Here is a 25,128-nt window from a genome sequence, read left to right on the forward strand (position 1 = left end):
CATTATGTTAGAAATGTTAAAAAGTTGGTATGCTCGCCGTTTGAGTGACCCGCAAGCAATGGGATTACTGGCAATTTTACTTTTTGGCTTTATCGCAATTTATTTTTTCGGCGATTTAATTGCACCGTTACTAATTGCCATCGTATTAGCATATTTATTGGAAATGCCCATTCATTTTCTCACCAATAATCTAAAATTTCCACGAGTGTTGGCAACCATTATCATTTTCGGCGGATTTATTGGCGTTGCAATCGTGTTCTTTCTTGTGCTTGTACCAATGTTATGGAACCAAACCGTCTCATTATTAAGCGATTTACCCGCTATGTTCAACAAGCTCAATGAATGGTTGCTCGCTTTGCCTGAACATTACCCGGAATTAATCGACTATTCTATGGTGGATGCCATTTTCAATTCTGTACGTGAAAAAATTCTCGGCTTCGGTGAGTCGGCAGTGAAACTTTCTCTCGCCTCAATTATGAATTTGGTATCACTGGGCATTTACGCCTTTTTAGTGCCTTTAATGATGTTTTTTATGCTAAAAGACAAAAGTGAACTTTTACAAGGCGTAAGCCGATTTTTACCACGCAATCGCCATTTAGCCTTCAAAGTTTGGACGGAAATGCAGCAACAAATTGCGAATTACATTCACGGTAAATTATTGGAAATTCTGATCGTAACACTGGTAACTTACGTGATTTTCTTAATCTTCGGCTTGAATTATCCGCTATTATTGGCATTTGCCGTGGGGCTTTCCGTATTAGTGCCTTATATCGGTGCGGTATTAGTTACGATTCCGGTGGCACTTGTTGCGCTTTTCCAATTTGGTATCAGCCCGACATTTTGGTATATCATTATCGCTTTTGCAGTGAGCCAATTATTAGACGGAAACTTACTCGTACCTTATTTATTCTCTGAAGCGGTAAATTTACATCCATTAATCATCATCGTCTCCGTGCTTATTTTTGGTGGTTTATGGGGGTTCTGGGGCGTATTTTTTGCCATTCCTCTCGCCACTTTAGTAAAAGCGGTGGTAAATGCCTTGCCAGAAAATTAAATAGAAAGTCGGATTACCCCGACTTTTCTTTTTCTATACTCAGCACTTCAACCACATCCAGTGTTTCAGGTTTGATCCGCCATTTCACGTTAAAATCATACAAACTTATGCCGTAAATTCGCTCGCTAGGCTTGCCTTGTTGATAAGCCGGACGGGGATCTTGCTCAATCACTTCACGAATAAAACGTGCTAAGTGCGGTCGTTTTTCTTCAAGTTTTTTAACCGCACTTTGCGCCTGTTCGGTAAATTCTATTTTCAGTTTCGCCTGCGGTTTTTCTTGTGCAAAGCCGGAGCGGGCATTAGGTTCACTATCGGCGTAAGCAATATAGGGCTTAATGTCAAAAATCGGCGTACCATCCACCAAATCCACTGCGCCAAGATGCAAAAACACTTTGCCCTGAATACATTCTACTTTGCGTAATTCAACTTTGGATAATCCCAATGGATTAGGGCGATGCGTTGCACGAGAGGCAAATACGCCTACCCGTTGATTTCCTCCTAAACGGGGAGGACGCACCCTAGGTTGCCATTTTCCCTGCTGAATTTTATCAAACTGAAAAATCAACCAAAGATGACTGAATTGTTCCAGCCCTTTCACCGTTTCCGGCGAATTATAAGGTGGAAGTAACTCCACAATCCCAACGCCATCTTGAACCAAATTCGGTTGGCGTGGCACAGAAAATTTTTCTTTATAAGGTGTGTGGATAATCGCAATAGGCATCAATGTTAAGTCATTCATAAGTGCATTATTTCAGTGTAGAATACGCGCCTTATTGTAATTAAAAGTGCGGTCAAAAAAAATGACAAATAAAAAATTGAAAATGTGGTGGGAAACAGCCAGACCAAAAACCTTACCTTTAGCATTAGCCTCGATCTTCACCGGCTCGGCACTTGGCTATCGAGCAAATCCCGAGGGATTTAATATATCGGTAATGGTGCTTTGTTTGCTGACAACCATTTTATTACAAGTACTTTCCAACTTCGCCAATGACTACGGCGATCATCAAAAAGGTTCCGACACGACAGAACGTATCGGTCCATTACGTGGCATTCAAAAAGGCGCAATTTCAGCACAAGAACTAAAATGGGGCTTGATATTGATGATCTTGGCAAGCTTCGTTTCCGGCAGCTTTCTCATTGGCATTGCTTATAAGAGCTTATCCGATTTATTGTTTTTTACCGGTCTTGGTATTTTAGCTATTATTGCCGCCATCACTTACACGGTAGGAGCAAAACCCTATGGTTATATGGGATTAGGCGATATTTCCGTGCTAGTATTTTTCGGTTTGATAGGTGTAGGCGGCACTTATTACTTACAAACACATAATATCGATAGTGCAATAATCTTACCGGCGATAAGCTCAGGATTATTAGCAAGTGCAGTGTTAAATATCAATAACTTACGTGATATTGAACAAGATGCTAAAGCAAGCAAAAACACCCTTGCCGTGCGTTTAGGCGCACATAAAGGGCGTATTTATCACTGTATTTTATTGGGTTTAGCCGCCTTGTGTTACCTAGTTTTTGCGCTACTCACCGCAACTTCGTGGGCAAATTATTTGTTTTTGATTGCCTATCCGTTACTTGTCAAACACGCCTCCTTTGTTTACCGTAGTACGAGACCTGAGACCTTACGCCCGATGCTTGCGCAGATGTCAATGATTTCGTTATTCATCAATCTGTTATTTAGTTTAGGCTTGCTTATCGGCTAAATCGGAATATACTTAGGCTTATCTCAAATTTTGATAGGGGAATTTATGTTTATTGATACTTCAGAACTTTGCGATCTTTATGCAGATCAAGTGGATGTGGTCGAACCGATTTTTTCAAGTTTTGGCGGCATAAGCAATTTCTATGGAAGAGTTACAACCGTGAAATGCTTTGAAAATAATGGCTTAATCGCTGAAGTATTAGAAGAAAACGGTGCAGGGCGTGTGTTGGTTATTGATGGTGGCGGTGCGGTTCGCCGCGGTCTAATCGATGCGGAACTTGCTCAACTCGCGGCAGATAACGACTGGGAAGGCATTATCGTTTATGGAGCGGTTCGCCAAATTCAGCAACTCGAAAATATTGATATCGGCATTCAAGCATTAGCTCCGATTCCTGTCAGTGCAGATGAAAATAATACCGGAGAAAGCGATATTCCGGTTAATTTTGGCGGCGTAACATTCTTCCCGGAAGACTACATTTATGCCGATCTCACAGGCATCCTCCTCTCGCAAGAAGCCCTTGATTTAGAAGGATTTGAAGAAGAATAAGCAAAACACCAAAGTGCGGTTAAAAATAACCGCACTTTTTTTGTTAAATTTTTTGCACTTGATCACACTTTTTAATTTTGCTCATTGCAAGTTTGTAACATTCCTTTAACATTGATTCGTTTATTTGATTATAAAAATGTAGGGGGACTTTATGAACACAACATCTTCAGGTAAAAGCCATAAAAACAGCATCATATTCCTTGCCGATATCGTGCTATTTTTTGTTTTGTTAAAATTCTTGCCTTTTGCATCCAAAGAAAATGCAGGTCTTGCATTATTAGGCTTTATCGCTGTACTTTGGTTAAGCGAGGCATTACACGTTACGATTACGGCGTTACTTGTGCCATTATTGGCTATTTCATTAGATTTAGTCACCACCAAGCAAGCACTTGCTGCGTTTTCCGACCCAACGATTTTCCTCTTCTTTGGCGGCTTTGCCTTAGCGACGGCATTGCATATGCAAAAGCTCGATAAAATGATCGCCAATAAAATTATGGCACTTGCCAAAGGAAACCTTTTAATCGCCGTCATCTATCTTTTTTTAATTACCGCCTTCCTTTCTATGTGGATGAGTAACACCGCAACTGCCGCAATGATGTTGCCGCTCGCCATGGGGATTTTAAGCCAAATGGATCGCGAGAAAGAACACAATACTTATGTGTTCGTATTATTAGGCATTGCCTATAGTGCCAGCATAGGCGGCATGGGAACCCTAGTCGGCAGTCCGCCGAATGCTATCGTAGCCAGTAACCTACACCTCAGTTTCTCCGATTGGTTATGGTATGGTTTACCGATTATGATCATTTTATTACCTTTAATGATCGGCACGCTCTGGATTGTTTTCAAACCGAAACTCAATGTCCATTTTGAACAATCCTTTGAAAAAATCGAAATGAATTCCCAACGGATTCTCACACTTGTCATTTTCATTTTTATCGCATTTTGTTGGGTATTTAGCTCAAAAATCAATCCGTTTTTTAGCGGACTATTGGGACTGCAAAAAAATATCGCCAGTTTCGACAGCGTTGTCGCCTTATTTGCCGCAATCATCATTTGTGCAACAGGAGTCGCAACCTGGAAACAAATTCAAGAAAACACCGATTGGGGCGTATTAATGCTATTTGGCGGCGGATTGACGCTAAGTGCGGTATTGAAAGATTCCGGCGCAAGTAAAATTCTTGCAGACGGTATCGTGTTCCTCGTACAAGGCCAACACTACTATCTCATCGGATTATTAGTCGCTACTTTTATTATTTTCTTAACCGAATTTACCTCCAATACCGCCAGTGCAGCATTACTTGTGCCGATTTTCATCTCTATCGCACAGTCTTTGGGCATTCCGGAAATCGGTCTTGCCTTGATAATCGGATTAGGTGCCTCTTGCGCATTTATGCTACCGGTAGCAACACCACCGAATGCCATCGTATTTGGTAGCGGAGAGATAAAACAAAGCGAAATGGTGAAAGCAGGGTTTGTCTTAAATATTGTTTGTGTGTTCGTCATCGCCACATTCGGATACCTATTCTGGCTAAGCTAAACGGAGCAAAATATTTAAAAAACGACCGCACTTTGATTTACAGCTCAAAATTTTATCGCAAACGTTTGCTCAAACTGATACAATCCGCGCTGATTTTATTTAACTGACACAGGGATTCATTGTGAGCAAACAATCATTAAGTTATAAAGATGCCGGTGTAGATATCAATGCCGGCAACGAACTTGTCGAACGAATCAAACCGCATGTAAAACGCACCACCCGTCCGGAAGTCATTGGTGGATTAGGGGGATTCGGGGCATTGTGCGCGATTCCAAGCAAATATAAAGAACCGATCTTAGTTTCCGGCACCGATGGCGTAGGGACAAAATTACGCTTGGCGATTGATTTGAAAAAACACGATACCATTGGTATAGATTTAGTTGCAATGTGTGTGAATGATTTAGTGGTACAAGGTGCCGAGCCGCTGTTTTTCTTAGATTATTACGCTACCGGAAAATTGGAAGTAGATGTTGCCTCTGATGTGGTCAAAGGCATTGCGGAAGGCTGTGTACAATCAGGATGTGCGCTTGTAGGCGGTGAAACGGCTGAAATGCCGGGTATGTACCACGAAGGCGATTACGATTTAGCCGGTTTCTGTGTCGGTGTGGTTGAAAAATCTGAAATTATTGATGGCAGCCAAGTGCGTAACGGCGACGCGTTAATTGCGTTAGGCTCAAGCGGTCCGCACTCAAACGGCTATTCTTTAATTCGTAAAGTGATTGAAGTTTCCGGTGTAAATCCGGCAACGGAACAATTAGCCGGTAAGCCATTAAGTGAGCAAGTCCTTGCCCCTACTAAAATTTATGTAAAATCTGTTTTATCTCTCATCAAACAAACCGGTGTTCACGCCATCGCACATCTCACCGGAGGCGGCTTTTGGGAAAATATTCCACGAGTATTACCGAAAAACACCAAAGCTGTCATTGATGAGAAAAGCTGGGAATGGCAACCGATTTTTAAATGGTTACAAGAACAAGGAAATATTTCCACTTATGAAATGTACCGCACTTTCAACTGTGGCGTAGGTATGGTGATTGCATTGCCACAAGATCAAGTGGAAACCGCACTGGCGATTTTAAAACAAGCAGGTGAAAATGCGTGGCTTATCGGACACATTGAGTCTGCAGCGGATAGCGAAGAACAAGTCGTTATTCAATAATCTCTTCAATCTGAGGCGAATGAAAATTCGCCTTTTCTTTTTTCTCTCTTAGGGTTGTTATGAAAAAAATTGCTGTTTTAATTTCGGGGCAAGGAACGAATCTTCAAGCCATTATTGATGCTTGTGAAAAAAGTTTTATTCCTGCTCAAATCGCTTGTGTTGTCAGTAACAAAACCGAAGCATTTGGGTTAGAACGGGCAAAAAGTGCGGTCATTCCCACACAAGTTTTTTTGCGCCAACACTTCATAAATAATACGGAAATGGATAATGCCATCGGTGATTATTTACAAACAATGAAAGTGGATTTAATTGTACTTGCCGGTTATATGAAAATTTTAACCCCGGCCTTTACCCAACGTTTCCCCGGAAAAATACTGAATATTCACCCTTCCCTACTGCCTAAATATGCAGGCTTACATACTTATCAACGAGCATTAGATGCCGGAGATACAGAACATGGAACAACCGTGCATTTTGTGAATGAGGAGGTCGATGGCGGTGCAATCATATTACAAGCCAAAGTACCGATTTTTCCTGACGACAATGTGGAAGATATTGAATTACGAACAAGAGAACAAGAATATGCCATTTATCCGATGGTAATTAAATGGTTTATTGAAGAACGCCTACACCTAAAAGACGGCATAGCCTATTTAGACGGAAAACCGCTACCAAAGCAAGGCTATGCCAACGAATAATAAAGCACAAAAGAAAAGCGATGAAATCATTCATCGCTTTTTATAATATAGAGGACAAATTATTTTATTAGAAACGATAAGCTAAACCGGTGAAGAATACAAATGGATCAAGTTTAAGTTTCACTTCATGCTCATAACCGGCAGTGACCGCTGGAACTTTAAATTTAGCAGTTGTTTTAATGCGGGTGTACCACATTGCCGTATTCAAATATAAATTATCGGTTAATTTAATATCAATACCAGCATTTACAACAGGAGCGAAAGAATGTTTCTTCACGTTAACATCAGTAATTAACGCATTGGTTGATTTTGCATTAAAGAAACGCGTATAGTTTAAACCCACACCAAGATATGGGCGAGAGCCTGCATCTTTATCTAAGAAATAATACTGTACATATAGGCTCGGAGGTAATTGTTTTAGTTTCACCACATCACCTAAATTATCACCAACAGCTCCTCTCGTTAAAGTACTTAATCCCGGCACATTCGCTTTCACCTTGTGTGAGAATGGCGTTGCGCCTAATAACTCTAAACCAATATTGTCGGTAAACATATAAGTACCGGTCAAACCTAGCTGTGCATTATCACTCACTTCTAAATTAACCGGTACTGCAGTTTTAGTTGTAGATTCCGAATTTGCTGACACAAACACACCACCGGCACGTAAAATAAAATCACCCGCTTGATGTGCGCTTGCTACGCCACTAAATAATGCGGCAGTTAAACCTAATGCAAGTGTTGTTTTTTTCATATTGAACTCCTTAAGTATTATTTTGATTGGATAACCATAAAAAATATATGGCTATCTACGCCGTGCAATATACTTCATTTTGAGTAGTCATTCTGTGATCTACTTCAAATTTTTGCAAATTAATAAAATTTATTATCTAAAATAACCGCACTTTTATTGAAAAAATGAAAATTAAAAATTTTGCGCCATATCAAAAAACAGGATTTTTAGCTAAGATAAATGCCGTGGCAACATAAACAAGGTATAATCACACTGTTTTTAATAAAGAGAAAATGGAATGAATATTAACTTTACACAGGTTTTACAAGATAGTTGGAATTTTTTCCGTAACCAGCAAAAAACAATGCTTCGATTTGTGTCGATTTTATTTATGGTGCAAGTAGCAAGTGTCTTATTAAGCCCTCCTCTCATTTCTCAAGAAGAACTGACTACCGGCAGTACTTTACCCGATTTAACAAAACTTGATGTAACGGGTTTCTTACTGTCATTTTCTATCACGCAGTTAGCGACAACTTTTATCGGCGCATGGGGAATAACAACCATTCACCAAATCAGCCGACAAAATTACCGCACTTTAGGACAAAGTTTTAACGCGACATTGCCGCGTTTTATCGGTGTGGTGATTTTAGAAGTGGTTGTTATCATTCCATTATTGCTTGGCTTAGTTGAAATAACCGCTGCCGCAGTTACGCAAGCCTCACCATCGATTATTTCTCTCTTTGCCATTATTTTCGGGATTTATTTTTTCGTTCGTTTAAATTTATCGGCAACACATTATTTAACGGCACAAACGGGAATCGGGCAAAGCCTCAAAACAGTTTGGTTACAAGGAATGAACAAAAAAGGGGCGTTATTTATCTATGCGTTACTCATATATGTTGTTGTTCCTATTTTGATATTTCAAATTGTCTCTATTTCTAACAACATTATCTTTGCCGTTACAGCAAGTATCCTTGCGGCTTTGATAAATATTTTCGTGCTGATCGTCACCTATCGGTTTTACAGTTTATTTATGCAGGAGCAATAAATGAAACAATTACTTGAATTTATTCCACTGATTCTTTTTTTTATCACTTATAAACTGGGAGGGGTACGTGACGCCGCTATCGTTTTAGTGGTTGCCACAATCGTGCAAATGGTGATCTTAAAATGGAAATACGGCACTATTGAAAAACAACAAAAAATAATGGCAGGTGCGGTCGTTTTCTTTGGACTTTTAACCGCATATTTCAACGAACTGCGTTATCTGCAATGGAAAGTAACGATTGTTAATGCACTCTTTGCCATTGTGTTACTCGTTGCACAATTTCAATTTAAAACACCGCTTGTAAAAAAATTACTCGGCAAAGAGATAACATTACCCGAAAAAGCTTGGAATACCCTCAATCTCGGCTGGGCGATTTTCTTCATTATTTGTATGTTGGTGAACATTTATATCAGTCGCAATATGTCGGAGGAAGCTTGGGTAGATTTCAAATCCTTCGGTTTGATCGGTATGACTATTGTCGCAACCATTCTTTCCGGTGCTTACATTTACAAATTTTTACCAAAAGATGAACAAAATAATCACAAAGACGGAGAACAATGATGTCCTCAAATTTTATTGATAAAGACGGTCGCCAATCAAAAGGCACATTATTACTACGTACCCTTGCGATGCCCTCCGACACCAATGCGAACGGCGATATTTTTGGTGGTTGGATTATGTCGCAAATGGATATGGGCGGCGCGATTTTAGCCAAAGAAATTGCACACGGTCGTGTGGTTACCGTTGCCGTAGATAGTATGAATTTCATCAAACCCATCTCTGTCGGCGATGTGGTATGCTGTTACGGACAATGCTTAAAAGTCGGTCGTTCTTCCATTCAAATTAAAGTGGAAGTATGGGTGAAAAAAGTCTCCAGTGAACCTATCGGTGAACGTTATTGCGTAACTGATGCCGTATTCACCTTTGTTGCGGTAGATAGTAACGGCAAATCACGTGCAATCCCTCGAGACGGCAATCACGAATTAGAAAAAGCCTTGGCTTCCATTGAAGAACACCAAGTTCAACAAACCAAAAACAACGACAGTGAATAAAATTAAAATGGATACAAAGCCGCAAGCCGAAGACAGTGCAAATACGGCGACGCGCAGTAATGATCGCCAACATTTTTAAATTTAATTCACCATAACGAAGGAGAAAACGATGTATTATGTAATCTTTGCTCAAGATATTCCCGGCACACTTGAAAAACGTCTTGCCGTACGTGAACAACATCTCGCACGCCTAAAACAGTTACAAGCGGAAGAGCGTCTGCTCACCGCAGGGCCAAATCCTGCTATTGATGATGAAAACCCCGGTGAGGCAGGATTTAGCGGCTCTACCGTTATCGCAAAATTTGATAATCTACTTGCCGCAAAAGATTGGGCAGCCCAAGACCCTTATGTCGAAGCCGGTGTGTACGGTGAAGTGATTGTAAAACCGTTTAAAAAAGTATTTTAACGAAACAATATATTAAAAAGCGAATCTAAGGATTCGCTTTTTTGCTAATAATCTTTGATGACTTTAATCACTTATATACTGAAATCTACCAAATAGAAATATATGAAAAAACACTCACTCATTTTTCTTGTGACGTTAACCGCACTTTCTCAATCCATTATGGCGAACACACATAAAACCAAAAAAGAAAGTACACAGACAATCAACCTTGCCGAAGAACAAACCAAATGGCGACAAAACCAACAATCTGTTGCATTAAAACGCTTGGAACAACGTGCGACTTTTTTACAGTTGGAAAATTTATTAAAAAGTGCGGTTAAAAATCATCGAGTTTTTGAAAATAAAACACTTTTCCAACAACTGATTCAATCGCTAGAAGGTTATCCATTACAAAAAGAGGCACAAATCGCTTATTTTGATAGCCAAATCAAATTGATTACACCAAACTCTTCCCCTGAAGAGGTCATTGCATTAAAAGATGAAATTGAAAGTTATCTTCGCCAATATCCTCAGCACTTTCTGCACTCACGTTTAGAGCAAAACATACTTAATTTGCTCAATAACAATAATTCGCCTGAACTGATAAACTATGCGAAAAAAATCAAACCGCAAACCTTGGCAATACAGGTCGCGGCGTTAAATATGGAATATCAGAAAGATAAATCTGCCGAATCAAATAATGCCAATGCCGATATTTTGTCGCGTTTTGAAACCCTTTGGCTGAATAACGGTGAATTGACCAATGATACTCCGCTTTGGGCGCTATGGCTTGCAAATGGCGGCAGAACCACGGATAAAATTTATCAAAAGGCGGAAAAGCTATTTCTAAAAAATGATATAAAAGGCTTAGAGTTACTCACAAAAGAATTAGATAGCGAAAAAGAAAATGCGGTCGTAGCCGATTTACAAAATGATATTAATTTACTAAAAAAGCCTGCCAATTTAAAAATGCTTGCCGAGAAAGCGCCGATTGTTGAAAACGGCAACATTCGTAATCAATTTGCCCTTGTACAAACTTTCTCTCGCTATTTACGCACGATTCCTGAAAATATCAACGATCCAAGTTTTTCATCTTATGAACAATGGGCGAAAAATTGGCAACTCAACGAAACTCAACTGCGCGATTGGAAAATCGCCTTTATCAGCCGTTTTTTTGATAACGAAAACCCGAATTTTCAACAATGGCGTGATGAAGAGATGCTGAAATTAAAAGCAGATAATCTGACCGAACGCCGTTTGCGTATGGCAATTTGGCAGAAAACCGATCTTATGCCTTGGTTAAATGCGCTTTCCAATGAAGGAAAAGAAAAACAAGAATGGCGCTACTGGCTAGCTAAAACCGACAAACGGAAAACACAAGAAATATTGACCGCACTTTCTAAAGAACGCGGTTTCTATCCGATGTTGGCAAAAGCAATGTTAAACCCCAAAAATCGTGGTGCAAATTATCGCTTTGAGCAAAAACAACCAATGAGAAAAATGAAAGATGAGTTGGCAAAACACCAAGATGCTTTAGCCGAAATTGAGGAACTGCGTCAATTAAATCGCTTAGGTGCGGCAAAACAACGCTGGTATTTCTTGTTAGAAAATCTTTCGGGCGAATCAAAACAAGCCAAACAAATCGCCTTGAGCGATTATGCCAATCAACAAGGTTGGTTTGATTTAGGGGTAGCCGGTTCAATTATTGCAAAGGCTTGGGATAACCTTAGTTTACGTTTACCCAATGCCTATCAAGATTATTTTGATATTGCCTTAAACAGGGAACGACATCATCAAAACGCCGCACTGAAAAAAGGCTCTCGCATCAGCAAAACCTTTGCCATGGCGATTGCACGTCAAGAAAGTGCGTGGAACCCGATGGCACAATCCTCCGCCAATGCACGCGGTTTAATGCAGCTTTTACCAAGCACCGCACAATTAACGGCAAATAACAACCAACTTCCATACCAAAGTGAAAATGATTTATTTAAACCATTGAACAACATTTTGCTTGGAACAACGCATTTAACAGAGTTAAACATTAAATATCCCAATAATCGTATTCTTATTGCCGCCGCTTATAATGCCGGGGCAAGCCGTGTAGAAAAATGGTTATCACGCGCCAACGGTAAACTGACAATGGATGAATTTATCGCCTCCATTCCATTTTTTGAAACACGTGGCTATGTGCAAAATGTACTGGCATACGACTTTTATTATCAAATTTTGCAACATCAAGAAAACCCACAAACCTTTAGTCAAGAAGAATTTGATCGGTTATACTAACCACACTAGTTTAATAGTATAGGATGCTAATTATGTATATCAGCCGCAATTTAGATCAGTGGAACGCTTTTCTTACCATGTTACAAACCGCTTTCAACCAAGGAAAGGCCCAAGAACTTTTAACCTTACTCCTCACGCCTGACGAACGCGATGCCGTGGGGCTACGTTTACAAATTGTCTCACAATTGTTAGACAAAAATTTATCCCAACGTGAAATCCAACAAAATTTAAACACCAGTGCGGCAACCATCACACGCGGTTCTAATATGATTAAAACGATGGATCCCGATTTTATGCAATGGATGAAACAGCATCTTGATAATATTGAAAAAAACTAAGCGAATATTGACCGCACTTTTGCAATTACTCAGTCCCAAATGGTGGAAGAAAAATTGGCAACGCGTAGCAATTCGATTTTTCTTCGCCATTTTTGCTTTTGTGTTGATTTTTCGCTTTGTTCCCATTCCCTTTTCCGCCTATATGGTACAACAGCAAATTAGCCACTGGTTAGAAGGTGATTTCCGTTATCACGCAAAATCAAGTTGGCGTGGAATTGAAAATATTTCACCCTATATGCAGCTTGCCGTCATTGCTGCCGAAGATCAGAAATTTTCTCAGCATTACGGATTTGATTTAAAAGCAATTCAAAAAGCCTTTAAATATAACGAAAAATCAAAACGCCAAATTCGGGGGGCTTCGACTATCTCCCAGCAAACCTCCAAAAATTTAATGCTTTGGCATGGACAAAGCTGGCTACGTAAGGGATTAGAAGTACCTGCAACCATATTCTTGGAACTTGGTTGGTCAAAAAAACGAATTTTAGAAGTGTACTTAAATATTGCGGAATTTGGTGACGGAATTTTTGGCGTGGAAGCAGCAAGCCGTTATTATTTTAAAAAATCGGCAAAGCACTTAACCCAAACGGAAGCCGCATTATTAGCCGCCGTTTTGCCCAATCCGATTATCTACAAAGTAAATAAACCGAGCGCGTTAATTCGTAAAAAACAGCAATGGATTGTGCGCCAGATGAATCTATTGGGAACGGGTTATTTAAAAAGATTAGACTAGATAGAAAAAGTGCGGTGAAAACCACCGCACTTTTTGTTTTAACTAAAAATTATTTTGCATTCGCACGTTTTACCATCACAAAAGATAAACTAAATGCAATGATGAAAGAAATTGCCATTCCCACGCTATACATTGCCAAACTATCCGGTTTGATTGACGGTACACCAAGGAAACCTGCTGCGCCCAATGCAATCGCTTTTACATTAAATAAAGCGATAAAAGCACTTGCCAAACCGGCACCGATCATCGCCGCAAAGAAAGCCTGACGATAACGTAAATTCACACCAAACATTGCAGGTTCTGTAATACCTAATAGTGCGGAAATACCGGAAGGTACGGCTAAACCGCGAACTTTCGGATCTTTCAATGCAAGCGCCACACCTAAACAGGCTGCCCCTTGCGCAATATTAGACATTGCGGCGATAGGGAAAATAAAAGTACCGCCGGTGTGCGCCACATCCGCTAATAATTGTGTTTCTACCGCAATAAAGGTTTGGTGCATACCGGTAATTACGATTGGCGCATAGAAAGTACCGAAAATCGCACCACCGACAAAACCAAGACTGTCATATAACCAAGTTAAGCCTGTTGAAATTAAAGAACCTGCTTCACGACCGAACGGACCAATCACGGTAAACGCCAAGCAACCGGCAATAAACAATGAAAATAACGGCGTAACCAGGTTATCCAAATAAGACGGCACGAATTTACGGAATGTTTTTTCCAATGTCGCAAGCACCCAAGCAGAGATAATTGTTGGGATCACAGTGCCTTGATAGCCGACTTTCTCGATTTCAAAACCAAAGATATTCCAATATTTGATGTTGCCTTCCATTAGCGTTTTCGCATAGTTCCAACCATCTGCCAATGCAGGGTGAACCAAAAGCATCCCTAATGCCGCACCTAAGAACGGGTTACCGCCAAATTTACGGGTAGCGGAAAAACCAAGTAATACCGGCAAAAACACAAACGGTGCATTCGCAATCGTATTAATGAAGTCCACTAAATCAGAAACTTCAGGGTATTTCGTCACCACAGAATGACCTTCCCAGAAGAAGCCGATGGAAGTTAACATGGAATGGATACCCATCAATAAACCGCCCGCCACAATCGCCGGAATGATAGGAACGAAAATATCCGCGAGTCCTTTCACCAAACGTTGTAATAACCCTTGGTTACCGGCTGCCGCTTCGGCAACTTCCGCTTTACTTACATCACCAATGCCGAGTTGTTTAGTCAGTTCCTCATGAACTTTATTCACAGTGCCTGAACCAAAAATAATTTGATATTGACCTGCAACGGAAAATTGCCCTTTCACGCCGTCAATATTATCAATACCTTCTTTATCAACTTTACTTTCATCATTCAAAACGATGCGTAAACGTGTTGCGCAATGTGCTGCGGTGGCAATATTACTTTTGCCGCCCAGTTTTTCTATCACTTGCTCAGCGATTTTGGGAAAGTTCATAATATTCTCCTAAAAATGAGTTAAAAAATAAAACCGGTGGATTGTAACTAAATTGATGAATAATAACCAGTTCCTATCACAAAGTTGGAGTAAAAAATAACGAATAAACTTCATAAGTCCCCAAACCCGCAAAAACCGTTTTATTTATTACGGCTCATTAGAGAAATGACATTTGTCCAAAAATTGATAACTTCGCGCCCAACCGTCTGACTCTATTTTAATTATAAAAAAATCTGCCCTTTCCGTTGATATTCATTCAATCGTTAAGGGCAGATTTCTTAGAAAATTTGTCTATTACGCCGAAAATTTCTATTTATGTTTAAAGATTAATCATCTTTATAGAATAAAACTGCAGTGTTATGTATCAGTTGCACAAAGAGAATTTTATCTCCCAGATTTCTTAGGGTAGGATGTCGTTAGGCGAAGCCGTAACTCACCTTACAATGTTTTGTGCTGCGCTCGTAATACTGTAAAACCGGTTCTCACTCTTTCAATTTTAACCACTTGCTGCTCAATGTACCGGCTGTCATTGCACCGTTTACATTTAATGCGGTACGTCCCATATCTATTAGGGGTTCGATAGAAATCAATAAGCCCACCAATTCCAAAGGCAAACCTAAAGTCGAAAGCACAACAATTGCGGCAAATGTCGCACCACCACCCACACCGGCAATACCAAAGGAAGAAATCGCCACCACTAAAACAAGCGTGGCAATATAACTTACGCTGAAAGGATCAATTCCCACGGTTGGCGCAACCATGACGGCTAACATTGCCGGGTAAATCCCTGCGCAACCATTTTGCCCGATTGTCGCACCGAATGTTGCGGAGAAATTTGCAATCGCCGAATTATTACCGAGTTTATTCGTTTGTGTCTCGATATTAAGCGGAATAGTGGCCGCACTTGAACGGGAACTGAATGCAAATGCCAAGGTCGGCATAACTTTTTTGAAGTATTGAATCGGGTTGATACCGGATAAAAAAAGCAACACGCCATGTACAACAAACATAAGGAAAATCGCGATATAGGAAGCAATAATAAAGCTACCTAAATTCAAAATATCAGCCCATTTGGATGTTGCGCCGACTTTAATCATTAATGCGAATACGCCATAAGGTGTTAAACGAATAACAAAACGAACCAAACGTGCGACTAATTTATTTAAGGTTTCCACGCCTTGTGCAATACGATCACCCAATTCTTGATTTTCTTTGCGTAAACTCAATGTCGCCACACCTAAGAACGCAGAGAAAATAACAACACTAATAATCGAAGTAGGATTCGCTCCCGTCAATTCGGCAAAAGGATTTTTCGGAATGAAAGAAAGCAACATTGCAGGTACACTTAATCCGTTGATCTGATCCGCACGACCTAATACTCTTGATTGTGCCGCCAACTCACGTTCTCCAGCGACTACCCCCTCAGCCGTTAAGCCGAATACTTGCACCATAATAACGCCGATAAATGCTGCAATTGCGGTGGTAACAAGCAATACCGAAAGCACGCTAAAGCTAATTTTTCCTAAAGAACGCGCCTCATTTAAACGAGTAATCGCCGATAAAATGGAGACAAAAACCAGAGGCATCACAATCATTTGTAATAAACGGACATAACCACCACCTACGAGATTAATCCAATCTAATGCGGTTTTTATGGTCTCCTTGTTGCCAATATTTTGTAACAATACGCCAGCACCCAAGCCAAACACTAAGCCGATAAATACCGTTTGACCTAATTTTTGTGTCTTTTTATAAAGATAACCAAGCAACGCCAGAATAAGTGCAAAAATGGCAAGTACAAGAAATAGCATATTTATTTCCCTTCATAAAACAATCAGATAGTGATATTAGATAGGCTTCCGAATCAAAAATCTAATTATTTTTTGTTATAGCTTATAATCTAGGAGTATATAAACTTAAACTACCGACACGGCTTTAATTTGTACATAAACATCCCTTCCCACAGCAAAACGCAGTTCATTTTGCGCCCATTTACTGATACTCGCCCAAATTTTATGCCCTTCCACCAATACGGCGACATCCACCTGTTTATCACGTACCTCAATTTGCACGATTTGTCCGCATAAAATATTGCGAATACTGGTTTGTTCCGGCTTTTGTAAGGCAATGGATACGTCCGAACTATAAATGCACACACGTACTCGTCTCCCCACTTCCCCCTGAACTTGATTAATCCATAGCGTTTGATTACCCAAAGAAAGTGCGGTCATTTTATAAGGCGGATTATGTAAATAAACGGGTAACGCCAGCACACTACTCTGTTCATTTTCTCCTTTCCACGGCGTAAAAATAGCGCTATTCCAAATTTTTTCCACCGTATCATAGGCTTTAACCGCACCATCTTCCATTAACACGATATGATCAGCCAAGCTAAGAAGTTCATCTAAACTGTGAGTAACATATAAAATAGGAATATTAATTTCTTTAGAAAGATGTTCGAGATACTCCATTAATTCCCGTTTACGCGGCATATCTAATGCGGAAAGCGGTTCATCCATAAGCAAAATATCCGGATCGGTAAGCAAAGCCCGCCCAATAGCAACACGTTGCTTTTCCCCGCCCGATAGCGTAAGCGGATAACGTTTCAACAAGTGCTGAATACCCAGTAATTCCACAATATAATCAAAATCCGATTTTGCAATATTCCTCGCACCATAACGTATATTCCCCCTCACCGTATAATGAGGAAACAGGCGCGCATCTTGAAATACATAGCCGATTCTTCGCTGATGAATGGGAATATTTTCTTGGTTATCAACGTCGACCAAAGTGCGGTCATTCAAACGAATAAATCCTTCATCCGGTAGCATTAAACCGCTTACTAAATTAATTAATGAGGTTTTGCCTGAACCCGATAAACCGAAAATCGCCGTAACGCCTTGAGTCGGAATTTGCAAATTCGTTCGTAAAGCAAATTGCGCTAACTGTTTTTTCACATTAATTTGCAACATTAGTCTGTCCCAGTTTTTTCTGCATTCGTTTGCCAAGCCATTCGGAAGCAAGTAAAGAAATCAATGAAAGAATGATCGCAAAGAGACATAATCGCATCGTTTGCCCTTCTGCCCCCGGTGTTTGAATAAAAGAATACATCGCAAGGGGAATCGTCTGTGTTTCACCGGCAATATTAGAAACAAAGGTGATGGTTGCACCAAATTCCCCTAAGGAGCGGGCAAAACCAAGCACTAAGCCTGCTAACACGCCCGGCAATGAAAGGGGTAAAGTAATGGTGAAGAATACGCGCCAAGCCGATGCGCCTAAGGTTTGAGCGGCTTGTTCCAACTTAATATCGATACTTTCCAAAGAAAGGCGAATTGCCCGAACAACTAAAGGAAAGGCTACAACCGCAGAAGCCAGAACCGCCCCTTTCCAGCTAAATCCGAAAGACACGCCGAACCATTGATACAAATATTTACCGATAACGCCATTTCGCCCCATCGCAACCAATAATAAATAACCGATTACCACCGGCGGAAGCACCAAAGGCAAATGAATAATGCCTGTGATAAATGATTTACCGTAAAAATTTTTGCGTGCCAATAACCACGCAATCAAAATCGCAAAAGGTAAACTCCAAAGCATTGCGCTGAACGCCACACTTAAACTCAAGCGAATGGCATCAATTTCTAATGGGCTTAGATTGAAAAAAGAAAGAAGTTGAGTGAACAAATGAAATCCTTAATGAGAGGAATAAATTATCCAATAATACGAAAAAGGGCTGTTTCCAGCCCTCCTCATAAAATTACCCCAATTATTTCACAGAGAAACCATAGCTCACAAGCACTTTTTTCGCCTCATCCGATTCAAGATATTTCAAGAAATCACGTGAATCCGCATTATCATGATCTTTTAAAATCGCGACCGGATATTCTACCGATTTATGGCTACCTGTCGGAAATACCCCTACGATTTTCACATTTTTACTCACTTTTGCATCAGTGCTATACACGATGCCATAAGGTGCCTCCGCACGCTCAACCAATGCTAGAGCGCCTCGCACATCTTTTGCTCGAGCTAAACGATTTTTCACCTTATCCCACAGATTTAATTTGGTTAATGATTCTTCCGCATATTGTCCTGCCGGTACGTGTGCCGGATCACCTACGGATAAATAACTGTCTTTTAACGCTTCAATCCATTCCCCCTTAGAAACCTCAACAAAATCGACCGCACTTTTTACCGGTGCAATTAATACCAACGCATTGCCTGCCAATACTTTTTCGGTTTCTTTCTGCGTTAAGTTTTTTTCAGAAAGATATTTCATCCATTTATTACTTGCCGAAACAAAAATATCGGCCGGTGCGCCCTCTTCCACCTGTTTTGCCAACGTTGAAGAAGAAGCAAAAGAAAACACTACATCATTTTTAGGATTTTGTTTTGCATAATCTGCGGCAACTTGTTGCAATGCATCAGTCATAGAGGCCGCGGCAAATACCGTCACTTTAGCGAAAGTGTTTGTGGAAAATCCTAATCCTGCGATGATAAATAAAGAGGAAAGTGCGGTTGAAATAGCGGTTGTTTTTTTCATAAATTGTCTCCACATCAATCATTATTTACTTTATTATATAGCGAAATAAAGGATACTCATACAAAAATTTGTATTTTCGAGTAGAATGTCATATCAGCATTTAGAGGTGGATATGAAAAACACTGAAATTTTATTAACAATTAAACTTCAACAAGCGATCTTTATTGATCCCAAACGCATCCGTTTGCTTAAAGAAATTCAGCAATGCGGCTCAATCAATCAAGCGGCTAAAAATGCCAAAGTCAGCTATAAAAGTGCCTGGGATCACCTTGAGGCAATGAATAAAATCAGCCCCAGCCCGTTACTGGAACGCAATACCGGTGGGAAAAACGGTGGAGGCACAGCATTAACCACTTATGCAGAACGTTTACTTCAACTTTATGACTTATTGGAGAAAACACAAGACAATGCTTTCCGGGTTTTGCAAGATGAAACCGTACCGCTTGACAGCTTACTCACGGCAACCGCCCGCTTTTCTCTGCAAAGTAGTGCACGCAATCAATTCTTCGGCAAAGTGGTACGTCAACGTATTATTGATTCTCGTTGCGTGGTGGATGTGGAAATCGCTCATTTACCGAAACCAATGCAAGTTTCGATTACCACAAAAAGTGCCGCACGCTTAAAGCTGATGACAGAAAAAGAAGTGATGTTGATGTTTAAAGCACCTTGGGTAAAAATCATCGAACAGCCCTTAGAAAATCAGGCAAACCAATTTCCGGTTACGATAAAATCACTTGATGAGGAAGAAGCGATTTTACAATTCGATAATACTGAAATTGAATTTTGCGCCACGATAAACCAGACGAATAACTACCAAATCGCACAACAAGTTTGGGTTCATATTAATCAGGAACAGATTATCTTGGCAACATTAGGATAATTGAACAAAAAATAGGCTTGTTTAAAACAAGCCCTTCTATTAGTTTTCCTCCAATTCATCCGCCATTGCAGCCAAGATCTCACGCGTTAAGTATGCCAAAGAACGATAAAACGGCAAGGTAGCGTAAGTTTCCACTTGAGTTAAAAATTTTGCCGCGCAAGGCAACAAAAACGCTTCAAACAAAGTTTTTTGAGCGGAAACGGAATCTACATTGTCTTCGAGCCAAGAAGCGGTGAGTAAAAGTAATGAAAAGTGATCCGCATTGTCTATTTCAGGCATACCACATTCGTGACGAAAAGCGATGAAATCTGCAACATCAATCACATAAGCAGAAATTGATGTAGCCACTTTGCCCTCGGGGCCAAAGAGTTTTTGATATTCTTGATCGAGTAAGGATAAATCAATTTTTAGTTGAAGATTATCTAACGCCGCTTCGCTTTCTTTATCGGCTTCCAGTACCCAAACTTGGTTTAAGCCTTTTTGTTGAAGCCAATCAAATGCTCCGGCAAGAATCGGATCTGTCGGTGCACGATAAAATAAATTACCGAATAAACGGCTGATTAAGGAAAAATGATTCAGTTGGTTTTCAGTGCTCATTGACGATTTCCTTTTAAAAGTGCGGTCAATTTTTCCTGTGTTTTTTGTTCAGCCGTCTCAATCATCGCAAGGCGTGCCGCATCATCAATCAAATGAATATCGCCGAATAATTCATATTCCACGTTTAAAATGCCGCAATAGTTAAATAAGCCGTTTATTAAGCAATGATCCAGCGACTTATCTACACCAAATTCTTTGTATTTATCCACATTGCTACCAATGGTGATAAATTGTTGCATTTGTTTGCCTTGAAGCAAGCCTACGGATTCTCCATTTTCCGTTTTATAAGCAAATCCATGGCTTAACACGCGATCCAAATACCCCTTTAAAATCGCAGGAAACCCCATCCACCAAAGCGGATAAACCAAAGTAATCAAATCCGCTTGGCTAATAAGTTTATGCTCATATTTTATTTCTTCGGGAATAATGCCTTGGTTTGCGGCCTGCAGTTCTTCAAAGGAAATAATCGGATTAAAATCCAGATTGTAAAGATCACGAAACCATGTATTTACGCCAAGTTCTTGACCGGTTTTTGCTACACGATCCGCAATAGCTCGCCCAAAACTTCCTTTAGAATTAGGGTGGGCAAAAATAATAAGATGATTCATTTTATTTTGTTACCTTTTTCACAATAAGCGTTATACCGTCCACCCGAACAACTTTGACAAGATCATTCACTGCAAGATGCTCTCCTTGAATACGCCAAGTCGTGTCACCAAAAGCACCACGCCCGATACCATTTGCTGCAATTTCTTGCACAGTGCCTTGTTTATCAAGCATAGCATGATCACGCTGATTTAATGTGCTATAGGATTGATCCCTATGATCTTTAGTATGCTGATACTTCCACCAAACCACCGATAGCACACCGGCTAAGACGGCATAAAAAATGACAAGCCCTGCAAACGGGAAAGTCGGGAAAATAAATTGAAGTAGTGCGGTAACTAATGCTGCAAGTCCCCACCATAGCAAAAATACGCCCGGTACGATTATTTCAGCAATAAGCAAGACAAATCCCAACACCAGCCAGTGCCATAATGTCCAAGTAGTCAACCATTCAGCCATATAGTCTCCCTTATCCTTATATAGAAAAGTGCGGTCATAAAATCCAATAAATTTACGATATTATGCAGCACTTTCACAAGTCACTGTAGGGTGCTGTTAGGCAAAGCCGTAACGCACCAATAGATGAAATGGTGCGTTAAGCAAAGCTCAACACACCCTACCCTAATAAATATTGGATATAAAATTCTCTTTATGTAACTGCTGCATAATCATATAAATTTCAACCGCACTTAAAAACAAAATAACGATTAGGCTTTTTTATCGCCTTTCAATAATTCCGCAATTCCAGCCACAGAACCGATCAAATTCCCAGCCTCTAACGGCATAAGTACGACTTTACTATTTTGCGCACCGCCAATTTCTTTGAGGGCTTCCGTATATTTTTGTGCAATGAAGTAATTGATTGCTTTCATATCACCGGTTGCAATGGCTTCAGATACCATTTGCGTTGCTTTCGCCTCCGCTTCGGCCGCACGCTCACGTGCTTCCGCTTGTAAAAAGGCTTCTTGACGCTCCCCTTCCGCTTTCAAAATACGTGCTTGTTTTTCCCCTTCGGCACGCAAAATTTCGGCTTGACGAACCCCTTCTGCTTCCAACACTTCCGCACGTTTATTACGTTCTGCTTTCATTTGTGCGTTCATTGAATCAATTAATTCACGAGGTGGACGCACATCACGAATTTCAATTCGGGTTACTTTAATCCCCCAAGGGTTGGTTGCCTCATCTACAATCGCAAGCAAGCGACCATTAATCGAATCGCGTTGTGAAAGCATTTCGTCCAATTCCATCGAACCAAGCACGGTACGAATATTTGTCATCGTCAAATTGATGATAGCTTGCTCAAGGTGATTAACTTCATAGGCGGCACGGCGGGCGTCAATCACTTGTACGAAACATACCGCATCAATGGATACGTTAGCATTATCTTTAGAGATCACTTCTTGTGAGGGAATATCCAACACTTGTTCCATCATATTGATTTTACGCCCGACACGATCTACAAACGGCACAACCAAATTCAATCCCGGCATTAAAGTGCGGGTATAACGCCCGAAGCGTTCGATCGTCCAGTTATAACCTTGCGGCACGGTTTTAACCGTTGAAAATAAAATCACCGCAACAAGCACAAGAAAAACTAATGTAGCAATGGTTAATCCATCCATTTTTATTCCCTCTTTTGAGTTAAGTAAGCAACAAAAAGTCTAACAAATTAGACCGCACTTTGTATATAAGAATGTTCCCTCTCAAAAAATAAAAAGGCGAACTTTCGTCCACCTTTTTAAAACTGAATTATGCCTTGTTTTTACGTTCTTCTTCCATACATACTGCGGCGGTAAATAACACGTCAGTCGATGAATTCAGTGCGGTTTCGGTGGAATCTTGTAAGATCCCGATAATAAAGCCTACTCCAATCATCTGTGCGGCGACATCATCAGACACGCCGAATAAACTACAAGCCAACGGAATCAATAATAATGAGCCACCGGCAACGCCCGATGCGCCACAGGCACAAAGCGCGGCAACGATACTCAATAACACGGCACTCACAAAAGAGACTTCAATACCTAAGGTATGAACGGCCGCTAACGTCAATATGGTAATCGTGATTGCAGCCCCCGCCATATTAATATTTGCGCCAAGCGGAATTGCCACGGAATAGGTTTCTTCATCAAGATTCAAACGTTTTGCCAAACCGATATTGACCGGAATATTTGCCGCTGAACTGCGTGTGAAGAATGCAGTAACGCCACTTTCGCGTACACAAGTCCATACCAACGGATATGGATTTTTACGAATTTTCCAATAAACCAAAATAGGATTTAAAACAAATGCGGTGAATAACATTGTGCCGATCAACACCGACAACAAATGTACATAACCACCTAACGCTTCAAGCCCTTTATCAGATAAGGTTTCGGCAACTAAACCGAATACCCCCAAAGGAGCAAATGAAATAATCACATGCACAATTTTTGAAATCGCTTCAGCAAAATCCGCCACGACCTGTTTAGTGGATTCGGAAGCATAACGCAACGCAATCCCCAAACCGATAGACCACGCCAACACGCCGATAAAGTTCGCTTTAAAAATGGCATTTAACGGATTATCCACCACATTAAGCACCAATGTTAATAAAACTTGGCTCACGGATTGAGGTGCAGAACTTGCATCTTCTTTCACCGATAGTGCCACTTCGGAAGGAAAAAGCATACTTGCCACAACAGCCGCAACCGCCGCTAAAAACGTACCTAACAGATAAAGCACGACTATTTCTTTCATATTGTTTTTTGAGCCGACTTTTTTATTTGCCAACGCCGCCATAACAAGGAAGAAAATTAAGATAGGCGCAACTGCACGTAAGGCTTTTACAAAAATTTGACCAAGCACACCCACCGTTGCGGCAAGATCAAAGCCTAAAGATTGTTGTAGGTATTTATTTGCCCACGCAACGAGGATTCCAAGGATAAGACCAATAGCAATTCGCTTTACCAAATTGCCTTGAAAAAGAAAATGTAATAAACGTGAAATATTCATAATAATATTAAATAAAAGTAAGATTAAACTTCGGATCATTGCTGATCCCCCCAAGCTAGGCAAAGATAGCTTAAATTTTATTTAAAAGAAAACATTTTCTTCTCTTTTTTTAAGCGGTTAAGAGTTTTACGACGTTTACTAGATTTTTTCTAAAATTTTACCAAATAAAAAAATTTTTTCTATCCTATGTTGACAGACTGTATAGAACACCAGTATATTATCACCTGTATAAATAACCAATTATTTTTTAACCAAAGGAAAACCAGATGATGAATTACGCAAATACCTCCGCTCAAAATGACATAACGTTTTCTTATCATCCGATGCCATTTTTCAACGATATTGAAAAAGGATCCACATTCAGTAAAAAGTTGGATCTAAATCTCTACTGCATTAAACGTCCACAACAAACCTGTTTTATTCGCGTAACGAATCCGAATATGCTTGCATGGGGGATTGAACGGGGCGATATGTTAGTCGTTGAAAAAAACGAAATGCTTTCGGAAGGGGATCTTGTGGTGCTTGAAGTTGAAAATGAATTTCACGTTTATGAGTTTATCGCACATAACAATGAGTTTATGTTTATGGCACTTGATTCTCAAATGAAAAATATTAAAACTAAAAATTGGGCAGATTTACCAATTGTCGGCACGGTAACAAATACGATCCATCAAATTCAGCCGAAACGTAATACTCTGAAATTTGCCGCTTAATGTAAAAAGTGCGGTCATAAAATTCTCTTTATGCGGCTGATACATAATA

At 40.2% G+C, this 25,128-nt stretch carries 27 protein-coding genes; 15 read left to right on the plus strand and 12 right to left on the minus strand.

All coding sequences use genetic code 11. From position 1 onward, the window contains the following. Positions 1–4 precede the first annotated feature (4 nt). The gene (locus IHV77_RS03515) at positions 5–1,054 is read left to right on the plus strand and encodes an AI-2E family transporter (protein ID WP_194812760.1); all 1,050 of its coding nucleotides are present in this window, start codon (positions 5–7) and stop codon (positions 1,052–1,054) included. 13 nt (positions 1,055–1,067) lie between these two features. Here IHV77_RS03515 and tsaA read toward each other — a convergent pair whose 3' ends face one another. Next, positions 1,068–1,793: a tRNA (N6-threonylcarbamoyladenosine(37)-N6)-methyltransferase TrmO gene (gene tsaA, locus IHV77_RS03520; RefSeq protein WP_194812761.1), complete on the minus strand. Its 726-nt coding sequence runs from the start codon at positions 1,791–1,793 to the stop codon at positions 1,068–1,070. A gap of 61 nt (positions 1,794–1,854) precedes the next feature. On the opposite strand from tsaA, the gene IHV77_RS03525 reads away from it, so the two are divergent. The 5 genes from IHV77_RS03525 (at position 1,855) to purN (ending at position 6,706) form a co-directional block, all read left to right on the plus strand. After that, positions 1,855–2,766 (plus strand): 1,4-dihydroxy-2-naphthoate polyprenyltransferase, encoded by a 912-nt coding sequence (locus IHV77_RS03525; RefSeq protein ID WP_194812762.1) that lies wholly within the window; start codon positions 1,855–1,857, stop codon positions 2,764–2,766. A gap of 45 nt (positions 2,767–2,811) precedes the next feature. Further along, positions 2,812–3,312 (plus strand): ribonuclease E activity regulator RraA, encoded by a 501-nt coding sequence (gene rraA / locus IHV77_RS03530; protein WP_194812763.1) that lies wholly within the window; start codon positions 2,812–2,814, stop codon positions 3,310–3,312. A gap of 151 nt (positions 3,313–3,463) precedes the next feature. Beyond that, positions 3,464–4,849, plus strand: a complete 1,386-nt coding sequence (locus IHV77_RS03535) for a DASS family sodium-coupled anion symporter (RefSeq protein WP_194812764.1) — start codon at positions 3,464–3,466, stop codon at positions 4,847–4,849. A gap of 121 nt (positions 4,850–4,970) precedes the next feature. Beyond that, entirely contained in the window at positions 4,971–6,008 is a 1,038-nt protein-coding gene (gene purM / locus IHV77_RS03540) for a phosphoribosylformylglycinamidine cyclo-ligase (RefSeq protein ID WP_194812765.1), read from the plus strand. Positions 6,009–6,067: 59 nt separating this feature from the next. Then, positions 6,068–6,706 (plus strand): phosphoribosylglycinamide formyltransferase, encoded by a 639-nt coding sequence (purN, locus tag IHV77_RS03545; protein WP_194812766.1) that lies wholly within the window; start codon positions 6,068–6,070, stop codon positions 6,704–6,706. Between the two features lie 67 nt (positions 6,707–6,773). Here purN and IHV77_RS03550 read toward each other — a convergent pair whose 3' ends face one another. Further along, positions 6,774–7,457, minus strand: coding sequence for an OmpW/AlkL family protein (locus IHV77_RS03550; RefSeq protein WP_194812767.1), 684 nt, complete (start codon positions 7,455–7,457; stop codon positions 6,774–6,776). A 277-nt stretch (positions 7,458–7,734) separates the two neighbouring features. Between IHV77_RS03550 and IHV77_RS03555 the strand changes: the two genes are divergently transcribed. From IHV77_RS03555 to mtgA, 7 genes are all read left to right on the plus strand, one after another. Beyond that, a complete protein-coding gene (locus tag IHV77_RS03555) occupies positions 7,735–8,484 on the plus strand; it encodes a hypothetical protein (RefSeq protein ID WP_194812768.1) in 750 nt (249 codons plus the stop codon). Then, entirely contained in the window at positions 8,485–9,045 is a 561-nt protein-coding gene (locus IHV77_RS03560) for a septation protein A (protein WP_194812769.1), read from the plus strand. It abuts the gene before it with no gap. Then, positions 9,045–9,536, plus strand: coding sequence for an acyl-CoA thioester hydrolase YciA (yciA, locus tag IHV77_RS03565; RefSeq protein ID WP_194813210.1), 492 nt, complete (start codon positions 9,045–9,047; stop codon positions 9,534–9,536). Before IHV77_RS03560 ends, yciA begins: the two co-directional genes overlap by 1 nt. A gap of 109 nt (positions 9,537–9,645) precedes the next feature. Next, complete coding sequence (locus tag IHV77_RS03570; RefSeq protein ID WP_194812770.1) at positions 9,646–9,942, plus strand: YciI family protein; 297 nt, start codon at positions 9,646–9,648, stop codon at positions 9,940–9,942. 102 nt (positions 9,943–10,044) lie between these two features. After that, positions 10,045–12,207, plus strand: a complete 2,163-nt coding sequence (locus IHV77_RS03575; protein WP_194812771.1) for a transglycosylase SLT domain-containing protein — start codon at positions 10,045–10,047, stop codon at positions 12,205–12,207. Between the two features lie 32 nt (positions 12,208–12,239). Continuing rightward, positions 12,240–12,545, plus strand: a complete 306-nt coding sequence (trpR, locus tag IHV77_RS03580) for a trp operon repressor (protein ID WP_194812772.1) — start codon at positions 12,240–12,242, stop codon at positions 12,543–12,545. Then, positions 12,532–13,275, plus strand: a complete 744-nt coding sequence (mtgA, locus tag IHV77_RS03585) for a monofunctional biosynthetic peptidoglycan transglycosylase (protein WP_194812773.1) — start codon at positions 12,532–12,534, stop codon at positions 13,273–13,275. Before trpR ends, mtgA begins: the two co-directional genes overlap by 14 nt. A 49-nt stretch (positions 13,276–13,324) precedes the next feature. Here the strand turns inward: mtgA and IHV77_RS03590 are convergent, their stop codons facing one another. The 5 genes from IHV77_RS03590 to modA all read right to left on the minus strand — a co-directional run bounded on the left by IHV77_RS03590 (position 13,325) and on the right by modA (position 19,289). After that, a complete protein-coding gene (locus IHV77_RS03590) occupies positions 13,325–14,743 on the minus strand; it encodes a sucrose-specific PTS transporter subunit IIBC (protein ID WP_194812774.1) in 1,419 nt (472 codons plus the stop codon). A 482-nt stretch (positions 14,744–15,225) separates the two neighbouring features. Continuing rightward, complete coding sequence (locus IHV77_RS03595; protein WP_194812775.1) at positions 15,226–16,554, minus strand: L-cystine transporter; 1,329 nt, start codon at positions 16,552–16,554, stop codon at positions 15,226–15,228. A 105-nt stretch (positions 16,555–16,659) separates the two neighbouring features. Next, complete coding sequence (modC, locus tag IHV77_RS03600) at positions 16,660–17,715, minus strand: molybdenum ABC transporter ATP-binding protein ModC (protein ID WP_194812776.1); 1,056 nt, start codon at positions 17,713–17,715, stop codon at positions 16,660–16,662. Further along, positions 17,702–18,430 carry a molybdate ABC transporter permease subunit gene (gene modB / locus IHV77_RS03605; protein WP_194812777.1) on the minus strand — a complete coding sequence of 243 codons (729 nt, stop codon included), beginning with the start codon at positions 18,428–18,430 and terminating at the stop codon, positions 17,702–17,704. The genes modC and modB overlap by 14 nt, the downstream gene beginning before the upstream one ends. 82 nt (positions 18,431–18,512) lie before the next feature. Next, entirely contained in the window at positions 18,513–19,289 is a 777-nt protein-coding gene (gene modA, locus IHV77_RS03610) for a molybdate ABC transporter substrate-binding protein (protein WP_194812778.1), read from the minus strand. Positions 19,290–19,401: 112 nt separating this feature from the next. Between modA and IHV77_RS03615 the strand changes: the two genes are divergently transcribed. Beyond that, positions 19,402–20,169, plus strand: a complete 768-nt coding sequence (locus tag IHV77_RS03615) for a TOBE domain-containing protein (RefSeq protein WP_194812779.1) — start codon at positions 19,402–19,404, stop codon at positions 20,167–20,169. A gap of 39 nt (positions 20,170–20,208) precedes the next feature. Here the strand turns inward: IHV77_RS03615 and IHV77_RS03620 are convergent, their stop codons facing one another. The 5 genes from IHV77_RS03620 to sstT all read right to left on the minus strand — a co-directional run bounded on the left by IHV77_RS03620 (position 20,209) and on the right by sstT (position 24,366). Beyond that, positions 20,209–20,766 (minus strand): TorD/DmsD family molecular chaperone, encoded by a 558-nt coding sequence (locus IHV77_RS03620; protein WP_194812780.1) that lies wholly within the window; start codon positions 20,764–20,766, stop codon positions 20,209–20,211. Then, positions 20,763–21,374 (minus strand): NAD(P)H-dependent oxidoreductase, encoded by a 612-nt coding sequence (locus IHV77_RS03625; protein WP_194812781.1) that lies wholly within the window; start codon positions 21,372–21,374, stop codon positions 20,763–20,765. Before IHV77_RS03625 ends, IHV77_RS03620 begins: the two co-directional genes overlap by 4 nt. A gap of 1 nt (position 21,375) precedes the next feature. Next, positions 21,376–21,831 (minus strand): NfeD family protein, encoded by a 456-nt coding sequence (locus IHV77_RS03630; RefSeq protein WP_194812782.1) that lies wholly within the window; start codon positions 21,829–21,831, stop codon positions 21,376–21,378. A gap of 248 nt (positions 21,832–22,079) precedes the next feature. Beyond that, complete coding sequence (locus tag IHV77_RS03635; protein WP_194812783.1) at positions 22,080–22,994, minus strand: SPFH domain-containing protein; 915 nt, start codon at positions 22,992–22,994, stop codon at positions 22,080–22,082. Between the two features lie 127 nt (positions 22,995–23,121). After that, a complete protein-coding gene (gene sstT, locus IHV77_RS03640) occupies positions 23,122–24,366 on the minus strand; it encodes a serine/threonine transporter SstT (RefSeq protein ID WP_194813211.1) in 1,245 nt (414 codons plus the stop codon). Between the two features lie 269 nt (positions 24,367–24,635). Between sstT and IHV77_RS03645 the strand changes: the two genes are divergently transcribed. Further along, positions 24,636–25,079: a LexA family protein gene (locus IHV77_RS03645; RefSeq protein ID WP_408635291.1), complete on the plus strand. Its 444-nt coding sequence runs from the start codon at positions 24,636–24,638 to the stop codon at positions 25,077–25,079. The last annotated feature ends 49 nt before the right edge of the window (positions 25,080–25,128 follow it).

This window comes from Rodentibacter haemolyticus, from assembly GCF_015356115.1.
GTDB lineage: Bacteria > Pseudomonadota > Gammaproteobacteria > Enterobacterales > Pasteurellaceae > Rodentibacter > Rodentibacter haemolyticus.

Coding starts and splice junctions, on each gene's coding strand:
- purN (WP_194812766.1), top strand. CDS start 6,068: ATGAAAAAAATTGCTGTTTTAATTTCGGGGCAAGGAACGAATCTTCAA.
- sstT (WP_194813211.1), bottom strand. CDS start 24,366: ATGAATATTTCACGTTTATTACATTTTCTTTTTCAAGGCAATTTGGTA.
- modC (WP_194812776.1), bottom strand. CDS start 17,715: ATGTTGCAAATTAATGTGAAAAAACAGTTAGCGCAATTTGCTTTACGA.
- IHV77_RS03625 (WP_194812781.1), bottom strand. CDS start 21,374: ATGAATCATCTTATTATTTTTGCCCACCCTAATTCTAAAGGAAGTTTT.
- trpR (WP_194812772.1), top strand. CDS start 12,240: ATGTATATCAGCCGCAATTTAGATCAGTGGAACGCTTTTCTTACCATG.
- modA (WP_194812778.1), bottom strand. CDS start 19,289: ATGAAAAAAACAACCGCTATTTCAACCGCACTTTCCTCTTTATTTATC.
- IHV77_RS03645 (WP_408635291.1), top strand. CDS start 24,636: ATGAATTACGCAAATACCTCCGCTCAAAATGACATAACGTTTTCTTAT.
- IHV77_RS03570 (WP_194812770.1), top strand. CDS start 9,646: ATGTATTATGTAATCTTTGCTCAAGATATTCCCGGCACACTTGAAAAA.
- IHV77_RS03560 (WP_194812769.1), top strand. CDS start 8,485: ATGAAACAATTACTTGAATTTATTCCACTGATTCTTTTTTTTATCACT.
- IHV77_RS03515 (WP_194812760.1), top strand. CDS start 5: ATGTTAGAAATGTTAAAAAGTTGGTATGCTCGCCGTTTGAGTGACCCG.
- IHV77_RS03590 (WP_194812774.1), bottom strand. CDS start 14,743: ATGAACTTTCCCAAAATCGCTGAGCAAGTGATAGAAAAACTGGGCGGC.
- IHV77_RS03555 (WP_194812768.1), top strand. CDS start 7,735: ATGAATATTAACTTTACACAGGTTTTACAAGATAGTTGGAATTTTTTC.
- rraA (WP_194812763.1), top strand. CDS start 2,812: ATGTTTATTGATACTTCAGAACTTTGCGATCTTTATGCAGATCAAGTG.
- IHV77_RS03630 (WP_194812782.1), bottom strand. CDS start 21,831: ATGGCTGAATGGTTGACTACTTGGACATTATGGCACTGGCTGGTGTTG.
- tsaA (WP_194812761.1), bottom strand. CDS start 1,793: ATGAATGACTTAACATTGATGCCTATTGCGATTATCCACACACCTTAT.
- IHV77_RS03615 (WP_194812779.1), top strand. CDS start 19,402: ATGAAAAACACTGAAATTTTATTAACAATTAAACTTCAACAAGCGATC.
- IHV77_RS03595 (WP_194812775.1), bottom strand. CDS start 16,554: ATGCTATTTCTTGTACTTGCCATTTTTGCACTTATTCTGGCGTTGCTT.
- IHV77_RS03525 (WP_194812762.1), top strand. CDS start 1,855: ATGACAAATAAAAAATTGAAAATGTGGTGGGAAACAGCCAGACCAAAA.
- IHV77_RS03550 (WP_194812767.1), bottom strand. CDS start 7,457: ATGAAAAAAACAACACTTGCATTAGGTTTAACTGCCGCATTATTTAGT.
- IHV77_RS03575 (WP_194812771.1), top strand. CDS start 10,045: ATGAAAAAACACTCACTCATTTTTCTTGTGACGTTAACCGCACTTTCT.
- IHV77_RS03620 (WP_194812780.1), bottom strand. CDS start 20,766: ATGAGCACTGAAAACCAACTGAATCATTTTTCCTTAATCAGCCGTTTA.
- IHV77_RS03535 (WP_194812764.1), top strand. CDS start 3,464: ATGAACACAACATCTTCAGGTAAAAGCCATAAAAACAGCATCATATTC.
- yciA (WP_194813210.1), top strand. CDS start 9,045: ATGTCCTCAAATTTTATTGATAAAGACGGTCGCCAATCAAAAGGCACA.
- IHV77_RS03635 (WP_194812783.1), bottom strand. CDS start 22,994: ATGGATGGATTAACCATTGCTACATTAGTTTTTCTTGTGCTTGTTGCG.